Source organism: Pseudonocardia sp. EV170527-09, assembly GCF_008369905.1.
Lineage (GTDB): Bacteria > Actinomycetota > Actinomycetes > Mycobacteriales > Pseudonocardiaceae > Pseudonocardia.
In genome coordinates this window covers 72,505-91,782 of record NZ_VRMC01000009.1, presented here as the reverse complement: position 1 = coordinate 91,782, position 19,278 = coordinate 72,505, and the positions used below count along the sequence as shown (strand labels likewise).

The window sequence follows — 19,278 nt, the reverse complement described above, 5'->3', positions numbered from 1 at the left end:
CAGTCGCCGGGCCAGACCGGCGACAAGGACCGCGGTCCGAGCTTCGCTGGGCAGGGTCACGGTCTGGGCGTGGGCGACCTCGACCGCTGTAGTGGCCATCGCAGGAATGCCCGGTGCCCACGCCCGATGGGCGCGCAGGTACTCGATCACCCCGGTCGTGCCGGCGTCTCGGAGCGCCTGCGGTGTCTGGAATCCGGTGGCCAGCACCAGAGCGCTGCGGGTGGAGTAGTCGAACGCTGCTTCGAGACCAGGAAAGATCGACCCGAGCAGGTCACGCAGCCGGTTGACCCCGCGTACCCAGTCAGCCATCAGATCCTCGCGGTGGGCCAGGAGTCGGCGCAGCTCAGCGACGGTCTCGTCAGTGGCGGTGACCACTGTGAGGTCGGCGCCGGGCATGCGGGCGGTGTCGGCGATGATCTTTGCGTCGCGGGCGTCGGTCTTGGCCTCCCCACGGAACACTCCGCTCATCCGGTTGACGACCCGCCCGGGAACGTAGACGACCTGCTGGTCGGCTGCGGTGAGGACGACCTGCAGCAGCGCGGCATAGCTGTTGGTCAGGTCGATCGCCCACCGCACGTCCTCGGCCGCGGCGGACGCCCGATCGAGCAGAGCTTCGATCGCGGCCTGGTCGTTGCCGACCTTGCGGGAGAACACCACCTTGCCCTCGGCATCGACAGCGCAGGCGTGGTGGGTCCTTTTCCCGACGTCGATCCCGATCCAGACCACTGGCCGTCGCGCCACGAACAAACTCCTGTTGTTGCAGTTCACGCCCGTGGACAACCCGCCATCAGGTCCCTAATCAGCGACGGTTCGCATCAGATCCGAATCAGTGGCCAGGCCTGTCCAGCACGACGGGGCGGCCATTCCTTCCGAGCCACCGAAGCGACAACACCTCATCAGCCACACCCCGTCGTCCCGGGCATCCGGGGCACCAACCCCGAACACCCACGACCTTAGGGACTCCTCATGGCCACGGCGAACAAGCTCAGTGTCATCCCCTGCGGGGCGATGCACACCAATCTCCCGTTCCTGCTCCTCAAGCCCGGTGTCAGCATCAAGCCACGGTCCGAGAAGGACTCCCCGATCGACTGGGTGGAGGTGCCGACGCACTGCGTCCTCGTCGAGACCGACGAGGGCAAGCTGCTGTGGGACACCAGCTGTCCGTCGGACTGGGAGACCCGCTGGGCGCCGACCGGCCTGCAGGAGTTCTTCCCCTACGACCAGGTCGCCGACGACGAGTACCTGGACAAGCAGCTGCACAAGATGGGCGTCGGTCTCGACGAGATCGACTACGTCGTCCTCTCGCACCTGCACTTCGACCACGCGGGCAACGCCCAGATGTTCGCGAACACGAACGCGAAGATGATCTGCTCGGACAAGGAGAAGGAGTTCGCGCTCGGCTTCGAGGGCCCGTTCAACGGCGCCCACCTCAAGGCCGACTACGAGGGCATCGACTGGGAGATCGTCTCCGGCGACGTCGAGCTGCTCCCCGGCGTCAGCATGATCCAGACCCCCGGGCACACCCCGGGGTGCATGTCGATGCGCGTCGACCTCCCCGACACCGGCACGATGATCTTCACCTCGGACGCGGTCTACATGGGCGAGAGCTACGGCCCGCCCGCCGCCCCCGCGGCGATCGTGAACAACCTGGAGGACTGGTTCTCCTCGGTGGAGAAGCTGCGCGGCATCCAGGAACGGACGAACGCGCAGATGGTGTTCGGCCACGACGCCGAGCAGATCCACCAGCTGCGCAAGGCGCCCGAGGGGTCGTACACCTGATGACGTTCGAGGTTCCGGAGTTCACCGAGGAGACGATCTTCACCTGGGGCGCGCCGCCGCTGAAGTTCGGCGCGGGCGCGATCGACGAGGTCGGCTTCGAGCTGTCGGCCTACGACGTGTCGCGGGTCCTGATCGTGACCGACCCGGGCGTGAACGCGCTCGGCGCCCCGCAGCGGCTGGCCGACAACCTGGCCCGCTACGGCATCGAGTCCGAGATCTTCGACGGCGTGCACGTCGAGCCGACCGACGACTCGATGAACAAGGCGACCGAGTACGCCCGTGCGCAGGGCCCGTGGGACGGCTTCGTCGCGGTCGGGGGCGGGTCGGCGATCGACACCGCCAAGGCCATCAACCTGCTGACCAGCCACCCCGGCGAGCTGATGGACTACATCAACAAGCCGATCGGCAACGCCAAGGTCCCGCCGGGGCAGCTCAAGCCGCTGATCGCCGTCCCGACGACGGCGGGCACCGGCTCGGAGTCCACCGCGATGTGCGTGCTGGACATCCTGTCGATGAAGGTCAAGACCGGGATCAGCCACTGGCGGCTGCGGCCGACCCTCGCCGTCATCGACCCGCTGCTGACGATGACGCTGCCGCCGCAGGTCACCGCGGCGGCCGGGATGGACATCACCTGCCACGCGCTGGAGAGCTACACGGCGCGGTACTACACGACCTTCGACCGGAAGAAGCCCGAGGAGCGGGTCACCTACTGCGGCTCCAACCCGGTCTCGGACCTGTGGTGCGAGAAGGCGATGTCGCTGCTGGCGAAGTCGTTCCGGGCGGCCGTGCAGCGCGGCGCCGAGGACGTCGAGGCCCGCTCGGACATGATGATGGCCGCGACGTTCGCGGGCATGGGCTTCGGCAACTCCGGGGTGCACATCCCGCACGCCAACGCCTACCCGATCGCGGGCATGGTCAAGGACTACCGGCCGCAGGGCTACCCGCAGGACGAGGCGATGGTGCCGCACGGGGAGTCGGTGTCGCTGACGGCGCCGGAGGCGTTCCGGTTCTCCTTCGACTCCGCGCCGCAGCGGCACCTGCGGGCCGCGGAGCTGATGGACCCGCGGGCGGACAAGGCGAACGATCCGCGGGAGCAGCTGCCCGGGGTCCTGACCCGGCTGATGCGCGACATCGGCATCCCCAACGGCATCGGCGGCGTCGGGTACACCGAGGCCGACGTCCCGGACCTGGTCCCCGGCACGATGAAGCAGCAGCGGCTGCTCGCGACCTGCCCGCGGACCCCGACCGAGGACGACATCGCCGACATCCTCACGAAGTCCGTCCAGAACTGGTGACCCCCGTCCGCCGGCGGTCCCGTGCGGGACCGCCGGCGGACGCCGATCCGAAGGCGGCACGATGCCGATCTACGTCTTCCGGTGCGGGTGCGGAGCCCGCTTCGAGCACCTCGCGTCCATGACGGACTCCCACACCCCGCCGTGCCCGGTCTGCGGCGACGGCGCGACGAGCAAGGCCCCGGCCGGGTTCGCGCTCGGCGGCGAGGCCAGCCCCGGCCTGTCCAAGGACGAGATGCCCCAGACCTGGCGCGGGGTCTACAACGGCAACTCCGAGTACATCGACTCGATGCGCCGGACCTGGGACCAGCGTCGACGGCTGGAGGAGAAGTACCCGGAGATCGCCGGGGACCAGCGGCCGATCCTGGCGCACGAGGGCAAGTACCACGACGTCCCGCTGCGGGCCGGCGACATCCAGCTGGGTGGTACCGCCCCGATGCCCGGCGCCGGCGTGGCCGCCAAACAGGGCCACGGCCACGGCCACGGCCACGGCCACACCCCCGCACCCCCCACCACGGGCACCTCCGACTGACCCCGACCCCCGTCGGCATCCACACCCCCTGGCCGGTAGCCACACCCCTTGCAACGGGTGTGGCTACCGGCCAGGGGGTGTGGACACGGGGGTGTCCGGGTCAGCGGCCGGTCAGGCCGTGGCGGTAGGCGTAGCCGACGGCCTGGGCGCGGTCGCGCAGCCCGGTCTTGGCGAACAGGTGGTTGACGTGGGTCTTCACCGTCGCCTCGCCGACCACGAGCCGCCTCGCGATCTCGGTGTTGGACAGCCCGTCGGCGATCAGCCCGAGCACCTCGACCTCGCGCGGGGTGAGCCCGTCGGGCGGGTCGACCGGCGCCGGCGGGGCGGTCGTCGCGCGGGCGGCGACCAGCCGGGACAGCACGCCGGCGTCGACGGTGGACACGCCGTCGGCGGCCGAGCGCAGGGCCCGACCGATGGCCTCGGCGTCGGCGTCCTTGGACAGCCAGCCCGAGGCGCCCGCGGCGATCGCGTCGACCACGGCGTCGTCGTCGACGTAGGTGGTGAGCACGACGACGGCGGTGCCCGGGTGCTCGTCGCGGACCCGGCGGGTCGCGGAGACGCCGTCGCCCGCGGGCATCCGCAGGTCGGTGAGCAGCACGTCCGGGGCCAGCTCGGCGACCCGGGCGAGGGCCTCGTCGCCGCCCGAGGCGGTGCCGACGACCTCGATGCCGTCGAGCAGGCCCAGGACGGTCGCGAGGCCGTCGCGCACGATCCGCTGGTCGTCGGCCAGTACCACCCGCAGGTCGCTCACGTCGTGATCCTCTCGCGGTCCGGGGAACGGGTGGGCAGCCGGAGCCGGACCCGCCAGCCGTCGGGGGTGGGGCCGGTCTGCAGCTCGGCGCCGACGAGCGCCGCCCGCTCGGCCATCCCGGTCAGCCCGGAGCCCTCGCCGTCACCGGGCGACGGCGGCGCCCCGGCGACGTCGACGACCTCCAGCTCGGCGCCGTCGCCGTCGCGGCGCAGGTGCACCGTCACGGGGGCGCCGGGGGCGTGCTTGCGGGCATTGGACAGCGCCTCCTGCGCGGTGCGCAGCACGGTCTCGCCCTCCCGCGCGCCGAGCCGCAGCCCCTCGGCGACCTCGACGCTCGCGTCCGGGTGCGCCCGGCCGAGCTCGCGCAGCTCCTCGGCGACGTCGACCGGCGTCGGTCCCTCGCGCAGGGCCCGCACGGCGCGGCGGGCCTCGGTGATCCCGTCGGAGGCGAGCCGCTGGGCCCGTTCGATCTGGGCGATCGTGTCCGGCGCCGCGCCGTCGCGCAGCGCCATCAGCCGGGCACCCTGGAGCTGGACGGCCAGCGCGGACAGCGAGTGCGCCAGCACGTCGTGGACGTCGCGGGCGACCCGGGCGCGGTCGGCGATGGCCTCGGCGCGGGCGTGCTCCTCGCGGGCCCTGGCGTCGGCGACGAGCGCCTGCTCGTGCTCCTCGACGCGCCGGGCCGAGTCGCGGCGGCCGATCCCGAACAGCACCATCGCGGTCAGCGCGGCGACCACCAGCAGCGCGTCCCAGAGGGAGTCGTAGGGACCGACGACGATCGTGGTGGCTCCGATGATCGGCACGTCGACGAACAGCGCGGTCCGGTACGGCAGCCGCAGCGCGGCCACGAACACCGCCATCATCGGGAAGGCCGCCGAGGTGGTCCAGTTGTCGGACCCGGCCAGCAGGGCGATCCCGCCTCCGCCGAGCGCGACGCTGGTCAGCACCGTCGCGACCGGCGGCATGTTCCGGTAGAGGGCGAAGACCACCCACCCGGCGACGGCCGGGACGAGCCCGGCGTAGAGCCAGGGCGGCGAGACCTGCTGGCCCGGCGACCAGAACAGCAGGAACAGCACGATCGGCAGCCACACCAGCGACACCAGCCGTCGGGGGACCCCGAGCAGCGGCGACCGGTCGGCCTCGACGCGACGGGCCGCGTGGGCGGTGGGCGTGCTCACCGTTTCACTCTGACACAGCAGCCGGGGCGGGCGGGACGGTCAGGCCACCGTACGGGCACGGTGCGCCTCGGCCGGCCGGACCGGCAGCCCGGCCGCGTCCACCCGGTGGCGCAGGACCAGGCTCTGGACCAGCAGGCTCCCGCCGAAGACCAGCGCCGACGACGTCGACAGCAACAGCCCGGCGCCGACGGCCCCGCCGAGCACCCCGGCGCCGACCCGCACCCCGATGGTCAGTACCCAGGCGACCAGCAGCGCGGCCGAGCCGCTGCGGTACGCCCAGCCGTCGCGGGTGCCGAGGCGGAAGGCGTACCCGCGCAGCACCCCGAGCCCGGCCGACAGCACCAGCTCGGCGGCGAGCAGCCCCACCCCGGCCGCGGTGACCTCGGGGCGGGCCTGGGCGAGGGTGAGCACCCCGATGCCGACCAGGATGAGCGGGAGCTTCACGTCCCGTGATCCGCCGACGAACTGCCCGCGGAACTGCTTGTAGAGGACCAGGCCGACGATCGCGACCGTGATGACGAGGGAGGTGGCGTCCATGGGGAGAACGATCTCCCCACGGGGCCGGTCGTCGCGTCGGCGCCGGGGTCGATCCCGGGTGGACCCGCGCCCTCCACCCCCGGGTGGACCGCGCCCGGCCCCGGGCACGTGGTGTGCCGGGGACCGGGCGTCGGCCGGTGGTGCGTACGCGGGTCAGCGGGGGAGGCCGGAGGCGCGCCACGCGCCGGGGCCCGCGTGCAGCGGGGCGCGGAGCTGGGCCGCGGGGTGCGACCACAGGTCCGGCGTCCGCGGCGGGGCGGGCGGCCCACCGGCGCTCGCCGCCGCGGCGACCACCGCGGTCAGCGCGGCGAGCTCGCGGGCGTCCGGGGCGCCCCGTACGACCCGGAACAGCGCGCGGCGCTCCTCCGGGGTGGCCTCGGCCGATTCCTGCGGCTCGCCCATCAGAGCGGGATGTTCCCGTGCTTGCGGGTCGGGCCCTGCTCCCGCTTGGTGGACAGCATCCGCAGCGCCCGGCCGACGTAGCCGCGGGTGTGCGACGGCGGCACGACCGCGTCGATGTAGCCCCGGTCGGCGGCGATGTAGGGGTTGCAGAGGGTGTCCTCGTAGTCCTGCTGCAGCTCCGCACGCTTGGCGGCGAGCTCGTCGCCCTCCAGGCCCTTGAGCTCCTTGCGGTAGAGGATCGACACCGCGCCCTGCGCGCCGGTGACCGCGATCTGCGCGGTCGGCCAGGCGATGTTGACGTCGGCGCCGAGGTGCTTGGAGCCCATGACGTCGTAGGCGCCGCCGTAGGCCTTGCGGGTGATCACGGTGACCTTGGGGACGGTCGCCTCGGCGTAGGCGTAGATCAGCTTCGCGCCGCGGCGGATGATGCCGTTCCACTCCTGCTCGGTGCCCGGCAGGAAGCCCGGCACGTCGACGAAGGTCAGGACCGGGATGTTGAACGCGTCGCAGGTCCGCACGAACCGCGCGGCCTTCTCCGAGGCGTCGATGTCGAGACAGCCGGCGAACTGGGTCGGCTGGTTCGCGACGATGCCGACGCTGCGGCCCTCGACGCGGGCGTACCCGATCACGATGTTCGGTGCCCAGAGCTCCTGGACCTCGAGGAAGTCCTCGTCGTCGACGACCCGGTTGATGACCTCGCGGATGTCGTACGGGGTGTTCGCCGAGTCCGGGATGAGGGTGTCGAGCTCGCGGTCGGAGTCGATGATCCCGTCCTCGATGGACCCCTCGACGGGCTCGCTCGCCGGGAACGACGGCGGCTCGGACAGGTTGTTCGACGGCAGGAAGCTCAGCAGCTGCTTGACGTAGTCGAGCGCGTCGGCCTCGTCGCCGGCCAGGTAGTGGGCCACCCCGGACTTGGTGTTGTGGGCCCGGCCGCCGCCGAGCTCCTCCATGTCGACGTCCTCGCCGGTGACGGTCTTGATGACGTCCGGTCCGGTGATGAACATGTGGCTGGTCTCGTCGACCATGACCGTGAAGTCGGTGATCGCGGGGGAGTAGACCGCGCCGCCCGCGCACGGGCCCATGATCAGCGAGATCTGCGGGATCACGCCGGAGCTCGACACGTTGCGGGTGAAGATCTCGCCGTAGAGGCCGAGGGCGACCACGCCCTCCTGGATGCGGGCGCCGCCGCCGTCGTTGATGCCGACGACCGGGCAGCCGATCTTCGCGGCCACGTCCATGACCTTGACGATCTTCTCGCCGTAGACCTCGCCCAGCGCTCCGCCGAAGACGGTGGCGTCCTGGGAGAACACCGCGACCGGGCGGCCGTCGATGGTGCCGGTGCCGGTCACGACGCCGTCGCCGAACGGGCGCTTGGCCTCCATCCCGAAGTTCGTGGACCGGTGCCGGGTCAGGGCGTCCAGCTCGACGAAGGAGCCGGGGTCGAGCAGCTGGTCGATCCGCTCACGGGCGGTCTGGCGCCCCTTCGCGTGCTGCTTCTCGACCGCGGACGCCGAACCGGCGTGGACCGCGTCCTCGAAACGCTGGTAGAGGTCGGCGAGTTTGCCGGCCGTGGTGTGGACGTCCGGCTCGGCGCTTCCGTCTTCCGGGGTCGCCATCGGCTCCGTTGCGGCGCTCATGAGATCGGAGCCTAACCCGCGAGTAGCGTCGGTCCGGGCGTGACGTCCGCCGCAGCCGACCGGGTGGCCGTCCCCGGACACCGTTACCGATCCGTGCACCCTCCGCGGTCCCCGGCGGGTCGCGGTGCCGTTACGGTGCGCGGTGATGACGACCGGGACGAATCGCGGTGACGGGGATCCGCTGGACCCGTACGCCCTGCGGACTGCCGTGCTCCGTCCCGCCGGGGGCTGGACGGCGCTCGACGTCGTCGCCTCCACCGGATCCACCAACGCCGACCTGCTGGCCGAGGCCGTGCGCGGTGCCCCGGACCGCTCGGTGCTGATCGCCGAGGACCAGGTGCGCGGCCGCGGCCGCCTCGACCGTACCTGGCTCTCGCGGCCCGGGGCGGCGCTGACGCTGTCGGTGCTGTGGCGCCCGGAGGGCGTGCCCGCCGACCGGCTGGGCTGGCTGCCGATGCTCGCGGGCGTCGCGCTCGCCGACGCGATCACCGAGCTCGCCCCGGACGTGCCGGTGGCCCTGAAGTGGCCGAACGACCTGCTCGTCGGGACGACGCGGGGCAAGGCCGCGGGGATCCTCGCCGAGATGACCGCGGTCTCCGGCGGCGGCCCGGGGATCGTGCTGGGCATCGGGCTCAACGTCTCCACCCCGGCCACCGACCTGCCGTGGGGAGCGACCTCGCTGGCCGCGCACGGGTTCACCGCGTCCCGCGCCGAGACCGCGACCGTGTTGCTGGGGCACCTGTACCGGCGCGAGGCGCAGTGGCGGGACGCCCACGGCGACGCCGACGCCTGCGGCCTGCGCCGCGACTACCGGTCGGCCTGCGCCAGCCTCGGCTCGCGGGTCCGGGTGGAGCGCCCGGCCGGGGACCACCTCATCGGGACGGCCGAGGACGTCGACCCGCAGGGCCGGCTGCTGGTCCACCCGGACGGCGGAGCCCGCGTCGCAGTGGCGGCCGGGGACATCGTCCATCTGCGCGCGGCCGACCAGCCCTGAGTCACCCACTGCGCTGACCTGCGACGCAGCCCCCGCGCGTCGCGGTGGCGGCGGGCGCCCGGCGCCCTACCGTGGGGACATGGCGTCCCCCGACAGCGCTCTGGACCGGGCTCTGGACCGGGTTCTCGACGAGGGCGAGCGTGTCGTGCTGCTCGGGCACCCGCACTGGCGGCTGGCTCTGCGCCCGGCCGCGGTGCTGGTCGGGGTCAGCGCCGCCGCCGGGTTCGGCGCCGCCGTCGTCCGGCTGCAGCCGTGGGCGCCGTGGGCCTGGCTCGTGCTCGGGGTGCTCGCCGCGCTCGTCGCGGTGCGCTGGACGCTGCTGCCGATCGCGCGCTGGCGCGCCACCCTGCTGGTCGTCACCGATCGGCGGTTCCTCGTCCGGGAGGGCCTGCTCGTCCGTGACGGTCTCGACGTGCCCATCGACCGCATCGACTCGGTCCGCGTCCGGACCGGCGCCGCGGGGCGGCTGTTCGGCCACGGCACCCTGTTGCTCGACGTCGCCGGGGAGCGGCTGCGGTTCACCGACGTCGCGGGCGTGGAACGGGTCCAGGCCCGGCTGCACCGCGAGATCGGCCTGCTCGCCGAGCGGCGCCGCAGCCACGAGAAGGCGAGCGAGCACACGGCCCGCCGAGCTCGCGCGGACGCGGCCGTGCGGGGCAGGATGGAGGCTCCCGCACCGCAGCGAGAGAGGGCGTCCCTGTGAGCAACGGTCTACCCACGACGGTGCGCGACCCCGCGCTCCCGGAACGCGTCGAGATCTACGAGGTCGGCCCCCGCGACGGGCTGCAGAACGAGAAGACCGTCCTCCCGGTCGCGGTGAAGGCCGAGTTCCTCGACCGGCTCGCCGACGCGGGCCTGCGGACGCTGGAGGCGACCAGCTTCGTGCACCCGAGGTGGGTGCCCCAGCTCGCCGACGCCGCCGACCTGCTGGCCGTGCTCGACCGCCGCGCCGGCCTCGACTACCCGGTGCTCACCCCGAACGAGCGCGGCCTGGACCGCGCGATCGAGGCGGGCTGCGACCACGTCGCGGTGTTCGCCTCGGCCACCGAGACGTTCGCGAAGCGCAACCTCAACCGCACGCTCGACGAGCAGTTCGCGATCTTCGAGCCCACCGTCACCCGCGCGGTGCGCGAGGGCCTGCGGGTGCGGGCCTACGTGTCGATGGTGTTCGGCGACCCGTGGGAGGGCGGCGTCGACCCGGACCAGGCCGCCGCCGTCGGGGCCCGGCTGATGGAGATGGGCTGCGACCAGCTCTCCCTCGGCGACACGATCGGCGTCGCCACCCCGGCGCACGTCGGCGCGGTGCTCGACGCCTGCATCGCCCGCGGGGTCGGTGTCGAACGGCTCGCGGTGCACTTCCACGACACCTACGGCCAGGCGCTGGCCAACACCCTCGCCGCGCTGCGGCACGGCGTGACCACCGTCGACGCCAGCGCGGGCGGCCTGGGCGGCTGTCCCTACGCCGGGTCCGCGACCGGCAACCTCGCCACCGAGGACCTGGTGTGGATGCTCGACGGGCTCGGCATCGACCACGGTGCCGACCTGGCGAAGCTGGTCGACACCAGCGTGTGGATGGCGGGGCACCTGGGCCGGCCGTCGCCGTCGCGGGTGGTCACGGCGCTGTCGGCCTGACCGCGGGCACCCGCTCGGGCTCAGCCGCGCAGCACCCCCAGCACCGCGTCGTGCAGCAGCCCGTTGCTGGTCAGGCCGTGCCCGCCGGACCAGGTCGGGTTCCCGGCCAGGTCGGTCAGCCGCCCGCCAGCCTCGGCGACGACGGCTGCCGGCGCGGCCAGGTCCCACGGGTTCGCCGCGGGCTCCACCGCGACGTCGACGACCCCCTCGGCGACGAGCACGTGCTGCCAGAAGTCCCCGAACGCGCGGGACTCCCAGCAGGTCTCGGTCAGCGCGATCCAGCCCTCCCGCGACGCCGGGGACGGGTCGGTGCGGAAGGTCTCGGTGTTGGTGGTCGAGACGTAGGCGTCGGCGACGTCGGCCACCCCCGACACCGCGATCCGCTTCGGCGTCCCCGACGGCAGGTCGCGCGCCCAGGCCCCGGCCCCCGCCGAACCCCACCAGCGGCGGTGCAGCGCCGGCGCGCTCACCACACCCACCGTCGGCACGCCGTCGACGACGAGCGCGATCAGGGTCGCCCACGCGGGCACCCCGCGGGAGAAGTTCTTCGTCCCGTCGATCGGGTCGATCACCCAGCCGCGGCCGTGCGCGGTGTCGGTGGACCCGCCGCGCTCCTCGCCGAGGATCGCGTCGCCCGGGCGCTCGTGACCCAGCGCGGCCCGGATCGCGTCCTCGGCGGCGGTGTCGGCGTCGGTCACCGGGGTGCGGTCCGGCTTGCGCTCCACCCGCAGGTCGGCGGCCCGGAACCGGGGCAGCGTGATCGCGTCGGCGAGGTCCGCCAGGCGCAGGGCGAGATCCAGGTCACCGGGTTCGGCGGGCACGCATCGCTCGGGGTTCACGTTGGGCGAGCATGCCAGCTCGCACCGCCACCGTGCCCGGGGCCCGGAGCCCTATGCTCGGTGAAATGACCACAGTGGTTCTGGCCGAGGACGACGCGGCGATCGCCGAGCCGCTGTCGCGGGCCCTGCAGCGCGAGGGGTACGACGTCGACGTCGTCGCCGACGGCGTGGGCGCCGTCGACCGCGTCACGCGTGCCCAGGTCGACCTCCTCGTGCTCGACCTCGGGCTGCCCGGGATGGACGGCCTGGAGGTCTGCCGGCGGGTCCGCGCGACCCTGCCGGACCTGCCGGTCCTCATGCTCACCGCCCGCACCGACGAGGTCGACTTCGTCGTGGGGCTCGACGCCGGCGCCGACGACTACGTGTCCAAGCCGTTCCGGCTGGCCGAGCTGCTGGCCCGGGTGCGGGCGTTGCTGCGCCGCCGCACCCAGGACGTCGTCGAGGTGGACGGGCTGCGGATGGAGCTGTCCGGCCGCCGCGTCCTGCTCGACGGCGAGGAGGTCTCGCTGGCGAACAAGGAGTTCGAGCTGCTGCGGGTGCTGATGATCCACGCCGGTCAGGTCGTGACGCGTGAGGAGATCCTGCACGCGGTCTGGGGCGACGCGGACATGAAGTCGTCGAAGACGCTGGACATGCACATGTCGTGGCTGCGCCGCAAGATCGGCGGCGAGAAGCGGATCGCCACCGTCCGGGGCGTCGGCTTCCGGTACAACTCGGACTGAGGTCGTCGTGCGCCGCCGGATCCTGATCTCCACCCTGCTGACGGTGGCGCTGACCGCGCTGTTCCTGGGCGGCCCGCTCGCGCTCGCGACCTGGCAGCTCGTCGAGGACTTCACCCGCGCCGAGCTGACCCAACGCCTGGAGCAGGTCACCGAGACCGTCGAGGAGTACGGCACCGGGCCGCAGTCGCAAGAGCTGGTGGAGGCGGCGATTCCGCCGAACTCGCGGCTGGTCGTCGTGCCGCCGGACTCCGCCCCGATCGTCTACGGCGTGGACCGGGTCGACGACCCGGTGACCGAGTCGCTGCCGTTCGGGCCCGGCGGGATCATGGAGCTGTCCCAGCCGACCTCGGTGATGCGCTCCCAGCAGACCCAGGTGGTGGCGGTCGTCGTGCTGCTGGTCGGGTTCTCCGTCACCGTCGGCACCGGGGTCGCGGTGTACACCGCCCGCCGGCTGTCCGACCCGCTGCGTGACCTCGCGGCCCGTGCCGCCCGCCTCGGGGCGGGCGACTTCCGCCGATCTCCGGCCCGCTACGACATCGCCGAGCTCGACCGGGTCTCGGAGGTGCTGGACTCCTCGGCGACCGCGCTGTCCCAGCTGCTGCACCGCGAACGGTCGCTGGTCGGGGACGTGTCCCACCAGCTGCGCAGCCGGATCACCGCGCTGCAGCTGCGCCTCGACGAGCTGGCCTGCCACCCCGACCCGGACGCCCGCCGCGAGGCCAACGCGGCCCTGGAGCAGACCGAGCGGCTCACCGCCGTCCTCGACGACCTGCTGGAGTCCGCCCGCGCCGCACGGGCGGTCGGGGCCGAGCCGGTCGACCTGGCCGAGGCCGTCGCCGACGCCGAGCGGGAGTGGCGCGGTCCGCTCACCGCGGCCGGCCGGTCGCTCAGGGTGCGGGTGCCCGAGGGGCTGCTCGCGCGGGTCACCGCGGCCCGGCTGCGCGAGGCGATCGGGGTGCTGGTCGACAACGCCCTGCAGCACGGCGAGGGCACCGTCACGATCGCGGCCCGGGAGGGCGAGAACGCGCTGCTGGTCGAGGTGTCCGACACCGGCCCCGGGGTCCCGGAGGACCTGGTCCCGCACGTGTTCGACCGCGGCATCTCCGCGCAGTCCTCGACCGGCCTGGGGCTTGCGCTGGCCCGGACGCTGGTCGAGGCCGACGGCGGGCGGCTGGAGCTGTCGCGGGCCCGGCCGCCGGTGTTCCGGCTCTACCTTCCCGCGGCGCGCACCGACGACGTCGCCGCCGCCGCGCCGGTCCCCGACCGGACCGGACCCCGTTAGGGGCGCGGCTCCTGCTCCACCGGGGCGGGCGGGGGCTGACGCCGCACGAACTGGTCCGGCCACACGAACCGGCGGAAGGCCCACCAGCGGAAGGCCATCCCGACCAGGGTGCCGACGATCTGCCCGGCCACGAAGTCCGCGGACTCCTGGGCGACCAGCGAGACGAACGGCACCTGCAGCTCGAAGACGTAGCGCGAGACCCACAGCGGTGCCGCGTACACCGCGACCCCGATCCCGCTGATCACGAAGAACAGGAGGGCCTCGTGGTGCCGCTCCCGCCCGCCGCGGGTCCGGAAGGACCACTCGCGGTTCAGCACGTAGGACACCATCGTCGCCACCAGCACCGCGATCACCTTGGCGGTCACCGGCTTGTCGGCCAGCACCGTGGCCTTCAGCACCAGGAACACCACCGTGTCGATGACCCAGGTGCTGCCGCCGACCATCAGGAACTTGATCAGTTCACGGTGTTTGATCGCCTTGTCGCGGTACGGCTGGGGGATCCTGGCGAGCGTCGCCTCCACCACCGTCACGGGATCGATCGTGCCAGATTAGGCTCCCGGTCTCGTGGAGAGGGTTGACGCGCAGAAGACCGCCCTGCCCGTCGTCGGCATGGTCGGCGGTGGCCAGCTGGCCCGGATGACCGCCCAGGCCGCCGTCGCGCTGGGGCAGACGCTGCGGGTGCTGGCCGCGTCGCCGGCCGACCCGGCGGCCCGGGTGACGCCGGACGTGGTCCTCGGCGACCCCGACGACGCCGCCGCGCTGCGGGAGCTCGCGACGGGCTGTTCGGCCGTCACGTTCGACCACGAGGGCGTCCCGCAGGAGGTGCTGGTCCCGCTCGCCGAGGCCGGGGTGCCGCTGCGGCCGCCGCCCTCGGCGCTGGTGCACGCGCAGGACAAGCTGGTGATGCGCCGGCGGCTGTCGGAGATGGGCCTGCCGGTGCCGGCGTTCGCCGAGGTGGCCGCGCCCGGCGACGTTGCCGCCTTCGGCGCCGAGCACGGCTGGCCGGTCGTGCTCAAGGCCACCCGCGGCGGCTACGACGGCCGCGGGGTCTGGTTCCTGCGCGCCGGCGGTGACGACACCGACCGGCTGGTCGCCGACCTGCTCGACGCCGGCACCCCGCTGCTCGTCGAGTCGGCGGTCCCGATGACCCGGGAGCTGGCCGCGAGCGTCGCCCGCTCGCCCTTCGGCCAGGCCGCGGCGTGGCCGGTCGTCGAGACCCTGCAGGTCGACGGCCAGTGCGCCCGGGTCACCTCGCCCGCCCCCGGGCTCGACCCGGACCACGCCGCGCGGATCCAGGAGCTGGCACTGCGGATCGCGGCGGAGCTCGGCGTCGTCGGGCTGATGACGGTCGAGCTGTTCGAGACCGCGCCCGGCGAGGTCGTCGTGAACGAGCTGGCGATGCGCCCGCACAACTCGGGTCACTGGACGATCGAGGGCTCGGTCACCTCGCAGTTCGAGCAGCACCTGCGCGCGGTGCTGGACTACCCGCTCGGCTCGACCGCCCCGGTCGCCCCGGTCGCGGTGATGGCCAACGTGCTCGGCGCGGCGCAGGAGCCCGCGATGGGCATGGACGAGCGGCTGCACCACTGCTTCGCGCGCTTCCCCGAGGCGAAGGTGCACCTCTACGCGAAGGACGGCCGCCCGGCGCGCAAGATCGGCCACGTGACGATCCTCGGTCGCGACGAGAGCGACGTGCGCACCCGCGCGGAGCTCGCCGCGGGGTGGCTGGCCACCGCGAGGTGGGCGGACGGCTGGTCCGCCCACACCGGTGATCCCCGCTCCCCGCACTCCCCGGAAGGACCTCGATGACGCAGACCGGCTCCCCGCGCGTGGGCGTGATCATGGGCAGCGACTCCGACTGGCCGGTGATGGGCGCCGCGGGCGCCGCGCTCGACGAGTTCGGCGTGCCGTGGGAGGTGGGCGTCTACTCCGCGCACCGCACCCCGCAGCGGATGCTCGACTACGCCGCCTCGGCCGCCGACCGCGGCCTGCAGGCGATCGTCGCCGGGGCGGGCGGCGCCGCGCACCTGCCCGGCATGGTCGCCGCCGCGACGCCGCTGCCGGTCATCGGCGTGCCCGTGCCGCTGAAGTACCTCGACGGTCTGGACTCGCTGCTGTCGATCGTGCAGATGCCCGCCGGTGTGCCGGTGGCGACCGTCGCCGTCGGCAACGCGCGCAACGCCGGGCTGCTCGCGGTGCGCATCCTCGGCGCCGGCGACGAGCGGCTCCGGCAGGCGATGGTGGAGTTCCAGGCCGACCTCGAACGCAGCGTCCTGGACAAGGACGCTGCGCTGCGCGTGACCGCCCGCGAGAGCCGCTGAAATTCCGGTGGCGGGCCGCCGGACCCCGTGCGTACGGTGTGGGCACACGGGAGAGGAGGTGGTCCAGCAGATGAGCTACAGCAGGACACGTGAGGTGGCCGTCAGCTAGCACCACGTTCTGCTCCGGCGGGGAGAACCCGTCGGAGAGGCGGTCGTGGAAGCCGGTGTGGTGCCGGCGAGTTCCCGACGGTCACCCGTGATCCCCGGGTCCGAACGCTGTCCGGTTCGGTCGACGCACCCCCGGTGCGGCCCGGGGATCACGCATGTCCGGGGGGTCGGGATCGGGACCGGGGTCCCCGTGAGTTCGCTTACCGGGTGAGCGAACTCCGCACAGGCACTCTCCGCATCGGCCGGCCGTGGTCGCGGCACCCCGGCAGTGGCCCTGGCGCCGGACGACCTTCGCGTGACCGGCTCCCGGGGCGCGCCACCGGTGTCCGGTTCAGCCCGTGCGGCGCGTCGACTCCCGCTCCAGGGTCCGTGCCGCCCGCTCCAGGCGCCGGGTCACGTCCTCCAGGTCGGACGCCGCGGCCGGCTCGTCCGCGTCCTCCAGGGGCAGCATCGGCGCGACCCGTCGGAAGTGGTCGACGGCGCCGGGCAGGTCGGCGTCGCGCGCGCCGTCGACCAGCCAGCGGCGCAACGCCTGGTTGTGCGCCGCGACCAGTGCCGCGGCCGTCACCGCGGCGCGCAGCTCGCCGTCGGGGCGGTCGCCGAGGCGCGCGGTGAGCTCGCGGGTGAACAGCCGCCGGTAGTGGTGCACCGACGCTGCCTCGCGGTCGCGCAGCGCCGGCACCGAGCCGACCAGCGCGAACCGCAGCCGGGCGACCTCGGGGTCCTCGGTGTAGAGCTCGAACACCGTCTCCGCGGCACGCAGTGCCAGTGACGGCAGCGGCTCGTCGGGGTGCGCGCCGTCGAACACCTCGCTGATCCGGGCCAGCCCGCGCTCGTGGTCGGGGGACAGCGCGTCCTCCTTGCCGCGGAAGTAGCGGAAGAAGGTCCGGCGGCCGACGCCCGCCGCGGCGGCGATGTCGTCCACCGTGGTGTCGTCGTAGCCGCGTTCGGTGAACAGCCGCGCGGCCGCCGCGACCAGGTTCCTCCGCACCTCGGCGCGCCCCTCGGGGGAACGCCCGCGCCGCGTGCTGGTCGCCATGGCACGGAGGGTAGCAAGGTCCCCTGGCCTGTGGCACGGAGTGCCGTTAGCATGGGCGGCATGAACAGCGAGTTCGACAGCTACCGGCTCAGCGACGAGCACATGGCCCTCCGCGAGGCGGTCCGGGACCTGGCGGAGAAGGAGATCGCCCCGCACGCCGCCGAGGTCGACGAGCAGGGCCGGTACCCCGTCGAGGCGCGCGACGCGCTGGTCAAGGCCGGTTTCCAGGCCGTGATCATCCCCGAGGAGTACGGCGGCCAGGGGGCCGACGAGCTCGCCGGCTGCATCGTGATCGAGGAGGTCGCGCGGGTCTGCGCGTCGTCGTCGCTGATCCCCGGGGTCAACGGGCTCGGGCTGACCCCGATCCTGCTGTCGGCCTCGGACGAGCTGAAGAAGCAGGTTCTCCCGTCGGTGGCCTCCGGCGAGGCCATGGTGAGCTACGCGCTGTCCGAGCGCGAGGCCGGCTCCGACGCCGCGTCGATGAAGACCCGCGCCCGCCGAGACGGCGACGAGTGGGTGCTCAACGGCACCAAGTGCTGGATCTCCAACGCCGGCGAGTCGACCTGGTACACGGTCATGGCGGTGACCGACCCGGAGAAGAAGGCCAACGGCATCTCGGCGTTCGTGGTGCACAAGGACGACCCGGGCTTCGTCGTCGGGACCAAGGAGCGCAAGCTCGGCATCCACGGCTCGCCCACCCGTGAGATCCACTTCGAGGACGCCCGCATCCCGGCGGACCGGATCATCGGCGCCGAGGGCACCGGCTTCAAGACCGCGCTGCGCACCCTGGACCACACGCGTCCGACCATCGGCTCGCAGGCCGTCGGCATCGCCCAGGGCGCGCTCGACGTCGCGACGCAGTACATGAAGGAGCGCAAGCAGTTCGGCAAGCACCTGGCCGAGTTCCAGGGCCTGCAGTTCATGCTCGCCGACATGGCGATGAAGGTCGAGGCCGCCCGCCAGCTCTGCTACGTCGCCGCCTCGCGCGCCGAGCGCGACGAGCCCGGACTCGGCTTCATCTCCTCGGCCGCCAAGTGCTTCGCCTCCGACACCGCGATGCAGGTGACCACCGATGCCGTCCAGCTGCTCGGCGGAGCGGGCTACACCCGTGACTTCCCGGCCGAGCGCATGATGCGCGACGCGAAGATCACCCAGATCTACGAGGGCACCAACCAGATCCAGCGCATGGTGATGGCGCGCAACCTCCTGAAGTGACACCCTGACCGCCCATGGACGGGGCTGTCGTGGACCGAGCGCTGCTCGACCGGCTGCTCGACACCGATCCGGCGCTGCGCTGGCAGGCCGAGCGCGACCTGGCGGGTGCGCCTCCCGAGGTCTGGGAGGCCACCCGTGCGCGGGTCGCGACCGAGGGGATGGGCGCACGGCTGCTCTCCTGCCAGGACCCCGACGGCACCTGGGCGGGCGGCGCGTACTTCCCGGTCGAGCCGTCCACGGTGGAGGGCCAGCCGTGGACGGCGACGACCTGGTCGCTGAACGCCCTGCGGGAATGGGGTCTGGATCCGGCGGCGCTCGCGGGCACCGCGGAGAAGCTCGGGTCGTGTCGCTGGGAGTACGACGACCTGCCCTACTGGGACGGCGAGGTCGACGCCTGCATCAACGCCTGGACCGTCGCCAACGGGCTCTGGCTCGGCCGTGACATGGATGCGCTCGCCGCCTGGTTCGCCGAGCACCAGCTCCCCGACGGCGGCTGGAACTGCGACTGGGTGGACGGTGCCACCCGGTCGTCGGTCCACTCGACGCTCAACTCCCTGCACGGGCTGCTGGCCCACGAGCGGGCGACCGGAGGGACGTCGGCGACCCGGGCCGCCCGCCGCTCCGGTGAGGAGTACCTGCTGTCCCGACGCCTGCTGTACCGGCTGTCCACCGGGGACCGCCTGTCACTCGAACGGGACCCCGCCGAGCTCGCGTACCCGCTGCGCTGGCGGCTCGACGTGCTGCGTGGCACCGAGTACTTCCGCCGTGCCGCGGAGCTCGACGGCGCGGCGCCCGACCCGCGCCTGGCTGAGGCCGTCGCGGTGCTGCGCGCGGCGCGGCGTCCGGACGGGTGGTGGGTGCAGGGCCGTCGCGATCCCGGCGAGATGTGGTTCGAGGTCGACGTGCCGCCGGGGGAGCCGTCACCGTGGCTGACCCTGTACGGCACCCGGGTCCTCGCCTGGTGGGACGCGGCAATCTGACGATCGGTGCCGCAGTGCGGTGGGTACTGACGATC

Annotated in this window: 21 protein-coding genes; 12 read left to right on the top strand and 9 right to left on the bottom strand. The window is 73.4% G+C overall.

From position 1 onward, the window contains the following. Positions 1-741, bottom strand: a 741-nt coding sequence (locus FVA95_RS04505; RefSeq protein WP_149663062.1) for a transposase, incomplete at its 3' end; no start/stop codon positions are given. Positions 742-1,008: 267 nt separating this feature from the next. Between FVA95_RS04505 and FVA95_RS04500 the strand changes: the two genes are divergently transcribed. The 3 genes from FVA95_RS04500 (at position 1,009) to FVA95_RS04490 (ending at position 3,603) form a co-directional block, all read left to right on the top strand. Then, on the top strand, positions 1,009-1,779 hold the full coding sequence (locus tag FVA95_RS04500; RefSeq protein ID WP_240051265.1) for an N-acyl homoserine lactonase family protein: 771 nt from the start codon (positions 1,009-1,011) through the stop codon (positions 1,777-1,779). Next, on the top strand, positions 1,779-3,074 hold the full coding sequence (locus FVA95_RS04495) for a hydroxyacid-oxoacid transhydrogenase (protein ID WP_149663060.1): 1,296 nt from the start codon (positions 1,779-1,781) through the stop codon (positions 3,072-3,074). Before FVA95_RS04500 ends, FVA95_RS04495 begins: the two co-directional genes overlap by 1 nt. A 61-nt stretch (positions 3,075-3,135) precedes the next feature. Beyond that, complete coding sequence (locus FVA95_RS04490) at positions 3,136-3,603, top strand: zinc ribbon domain-containing protein (protein ID WP_149663059.1); 468 nt, start codon at positions 3,136-3,138, stop codon at positions 3,601-3,603. Between the two features lie 100 nt (positions 3,604-3,703). On the opposite strand, the gene FVA95_RS04485 is transcribed toward FVA95_RS04490, so the two are convergent. From FVA95_RS04485 to FVA95_RS04465, 5 genes are all read right to left on the bottom strand, one after another. Continuing rightward, on the bottom strand, positions 3,704-4,354 hold the full coding sequence (locus FVA95_RS04485) for a response regulator transcription factor (RefSeq protein ID WP_020622457.1): 651 nt from the start codon (positions 4,352-4,354) through the stop codon (positions 3,704-3,706). Next, the gene (locus FVA95_RS04480) at positions 4,351-5,532 is read right to left on the bottom strand and encodes a sensor histidine kinase (RefSeq protein WP_149663057.1); all 1,182 of its coding nucleotides are present in this window, start codon (positions 5,530-5,532) and stop codon (positions 4,351-4,353) included. Before FVA95_RS04480 ends, FVA95_RS04485 begins: the two co-directional genes overlap by 4 nt. A 39-nt stretch (positions 5,533-5,571) precedes the next feature. Further along, positions 5,572-6,069 carry a hypothetical protein gene (locus tag FVA95_RS04475; RefSeq protein ID WP_149663056.1) on the bottom strand — a complete coding sequence of 166 codons (498 nt, stop codon included), beginning with the start codon at positions 6,067-6,069 and terminating at the stop codon, positions 5,572-5,574. A 153-nt stretch (positions 6,070-6,222) separates the two neighbouring features. After that, a complete protein-coding gene (locus tag FVA95_RS04470) occupies positions 6,223-6,471 on the bottom strand; it encodes an acyl-CoA carboxylase epsilon subunit (protein ID WP_149663055.1) in 249 nt (82 codons plus the stop codon). Then, the gene (locus FVA95_RS04465; RefSeq protein ID WP_043280731.1) at positions 6,471-8,111 is read right to left on the bottom strand and encodes an acyl-CoA carboxylase subunit beta; all 1,641 of its coding nucleotides are present in this window, start codon (positions 8,109-8,111) and stop codon (positions 6,471-6,473) included. The genes FVA95_RS04470 and FVA95_RS04465 overlap by 1 nt, the downstream gene beginning before the upstream one ends. 145 nt (positions 8,112-8,256) lie before the next feature. Here FVA95_RS04465 and FVA95_RS04460 point away from each other — a divergent pair, with 145 nt between their 5' ends. The 3 genes from FVA95_RS04460 (at position 8,257) to FVA95_RS04450 (ending at position 10,737) form a co-directional block, all read left to right on the top strand. Further along, positions 8,257-9,105: a biotin--[acetyl-CoA-carboxylase] ligase gene (locus tag FVA95_RS04460; protein ID WP_149663054.1), complete on the top strand. Its 849-nt coding sequence runs from the start codon at positions 8,257-8,259 to the stop codon at positions 9,103-9,105. Positions 9,106-9,184: 79 nt separating this feature from the next. Further along, positions 9,185-9,808, top strand: a complete 624-nt coding sequence (locus FVA95_RS04455; protein ID WP_149663053.1) for a PH domain-containing protein — start codon at positions 9,185-9,187, stop codon at positions 9,806-9,808. After that, positions 9,805-10,737 carry a hydroxymethylglutaryl-CoA lyase gene (locus FVA95_RS04450; protein ID WP_149663052.1) on the top strand — a complete coding sequence of 311 codons (933 nt, stop codon included), beginning with the start codon at positions 9,805-9,807 and terminating at the stop codon, positions 10,735-10,737. The genes FVA95_RS04455 and FVA95_RS04450 overlap by 4 nt, the downstream gene beginning before the upstream one ends. A gap of 20 nt (positions 10,738-10,757) precedes the next feature. Here the strand turns inward: FVA95_RS04450 and FVA95_RS04445 are convergent, their stop codons facing one another. Beyond that, positions 10,758-11,576, bottom strand: a complete 819-nt coding sequence (locus FVA95_RS04445; RefSeq protein ID WP_149663051.1) for an inositol monophosphatase family protein — start codon at positions 11,574-11,576, stop codon at positions 10,758-10,760. A 65-nt stretch (positions 11,577-11,641) separates the two neighbouring features. On the opposite strand from FVA95_RS04445, the gene FVA95_RS04440 reads away from it, so the two are divergent. Both FVA95_RS04440 and FVA95_RS04435 read left to right on the top strand, forming a co-directional pair. Continuing rightward, positions 11,642-12,298, top strand: coding sequence for a response regulator transcription factor (locus tag FVA95_RS04440; protein WP_043279754.1), 657 nt, complete (start codon positions 11,642-11,644; stop codon positions 12,296-12,298). 7 nt (positions 12,299-12,305) lie between these two features. Continuing rightward, on the top strand, positions 12,306-13,580 hold the full coding sequence (locus FVA95_RS04435; RefSeq protein ID WP_149663050.1) for a HAMP domain-containing sensor histidine kinase: 1,275 nt from the start codon (positions 12,306-12,308) through the stop codon (positions 13,578-13,580). Here the strand turns inward: FVA95_RS04435 and FVA95_RS04430 are convergent. Next, positions 13,577-14,110 carry a GtrA family protein gene (locus tag FVA95_RS04430; protein ID WP_149663049.1) on the bottom strand — a complete coding sequence of 178 codons (534 nt, stop codon included), beginning with the start codon at positions 14,108-14,110 and terminating at the stop codon, positions 13,577-13,579. The two genes, FVA95_RS04435 and FVA95_RS04430, sit on opposite strands and share 4 nt — an antisense overlap. 34 nt (positions 14,111-14,144) lie before the next feature. Between FVA95_RS04430 and FVA95_RS04425 the strand changes: the two genes are divergently transcribed. Further along, positions 14,145-15,389, top strand: a complete 1,245-nt coding sequence (locus FVA95_RS04425) for a 5-(carboxyamino)imidazole ribonucleotide synthase (protein ID WP_255474609.1) — start codon at positions 14,145-14,147, stop codon at positions 15,387-15,389. Continuing rightward, entirely contained in the window at positions 15,386-15,901 is a 516-nt protein-coding gene (purE, locus tag FVA95_RS04420; RefSeq protein WP_020625222.1) for a 5-(carboxyamino)imidazole ribonucleotide mutase, read from the top strand. Before FVA95_RS04425 ends, purE begins: the two co-directional genes overlap by 4 nt. 439 nt (positions 15,902-16,340) lie before the next feature. Here purE and FVA95_RS04415 read toward each other — a convergent pair whose 3' ends face one another. Then, on the bottom strand, positions 16,341-17,048 hold the full coding sequence (locus FVA95_RS04415) for a TetR family transcriptional regulator (protein WP_149663048.1): 708 nt from the start codon (positions 17,046-17,048) through the stop codon (positions 16,341-16,343). 60 nt (positions 17,049-17,108) lie between these two features. Here FVA95_RS04415 and FVA95_RS04410 point away from each other — a divergent pair, with 60 nt between their 5' ends. Then, positions 17,109-18,263: an acyl-CoA dehydrogenase gene (locus FVA95_RS04410; RefSeq protein WP_149663047.1), complete on the top strand. Its 1,155-nt coding sequence runs from the start codon at positions 17,109-17,111 to the stop codon at positions 18,261-18,263. 14 nt (positions 18,264-18,277) lie between these two features. Continuing rightward, positions 18,278-19,243 carry a prenyltransferase/squalene oxidase repeat-containing protein gene (locus tag FVA95_RS04405; RefSeq protein WP_149663046.1) on the top strand — a complete coding sequence of 322 codons (966 nt, stop codon included), beginning with the start codon at positions 18,278-18,280 and terminating at the stop codon, positions 19,241-19,243. Positions 19,244-19,278 lie beyond the last annotated feature (35 nt).

Bases quoted from the DNA above. Each gene is read 5' to 3' on its own strand.
- FVA95_RS04465 (WP_043280731.1), bottom strand. From the start codon at position 8,111: ATGAGCGCCGCAACGGAGCCGATGGCGACCCCGGAAGACGGAAGCGCC.
- FVA95_RS04455 (WP_149663053.1), top strand. From the start codon at position 9,185: ATGGCGTCCCCCGACAGCGCTCTGGACCGGGCTCTGGACCGGGTTCTC.
- FVA95_RS04470 (WP_149663055.1), bottom strand. From the start codon at position 6,471: ATGGGCGAGCCGCAGGAATCGGCCGAGGCCACCCCGGAGGAGCGCCGC.
- purE (WP_020625222.1), top strand. From the start codon at position 15,386: ATGACGCAGACCGGCTCCCCGCGCGTGGGCGTGATCATGGGCAGCGAC.
- FVA95_RS04495 (WP_149663060.1), top strand. From the start codon at position 1,779: ATGACGTTCGAGGTTCCGGAGTTCACCGAGGAGACGATCTTCACCTGG.
- FVA95_RS04410 (WP_149663047.1), top strand. From the start codon at position 17,109: ATGAACAGCGAGTTCGACAGCTACCGGCTCAGCGACGAGCACATGGCC.
- FVA95_RS04475 (WP_149663056.1), bottom strand. From the start codon at position 6,069: ATGGACGCCACCTCCCTCGTCATCACGGTCGCGATCGTCGGCCTGGTC.
- FVA95_RS04460 (WP_149663054.1), top strand. From the start codon at position 8,257: ATGACGACCGGGACGAATCGCGGTGACGGGGATCCGCTGGACCCGTAC.
- FVA95_RS04415 (WP_149663048.1), bottom strand. From the start codon at position 17,048: ATGGCGACCAGCACGCGGCGCGGGCGTTCCCCCGAGGGGCGCGCCGAG.
- FVA95_RS04440 (WP_043279754.1), top strand. From the start codon at position 11,642: ATGACCACAGTGGTTCTGGCCGAGGACGACGCGGCGATCGCCGAGCCG.
- FVA95_RS04405 (WP_149663046.1), top strand. From the start codon at position 18,278: ATGGACGGGGCTGTCGTGGACCGAGCGCTGCTCGACCGGCTGCTCGAC.
- FVA95_RS04490 (WP_149663059.1), top strand. From the start codon at position 3,136: ATGCCGATCTACGTCTTCCGGTGCGGGTGCGGAGCCCGCTTCGAGCAC.
- FVA95_RS04500 (WP_240051265.1), top strand. From the start codon at position 1,009: ATGCACACCAATCTCCCGTTCCTGCTCCTCAAGCCCGGTGTCAGCATC.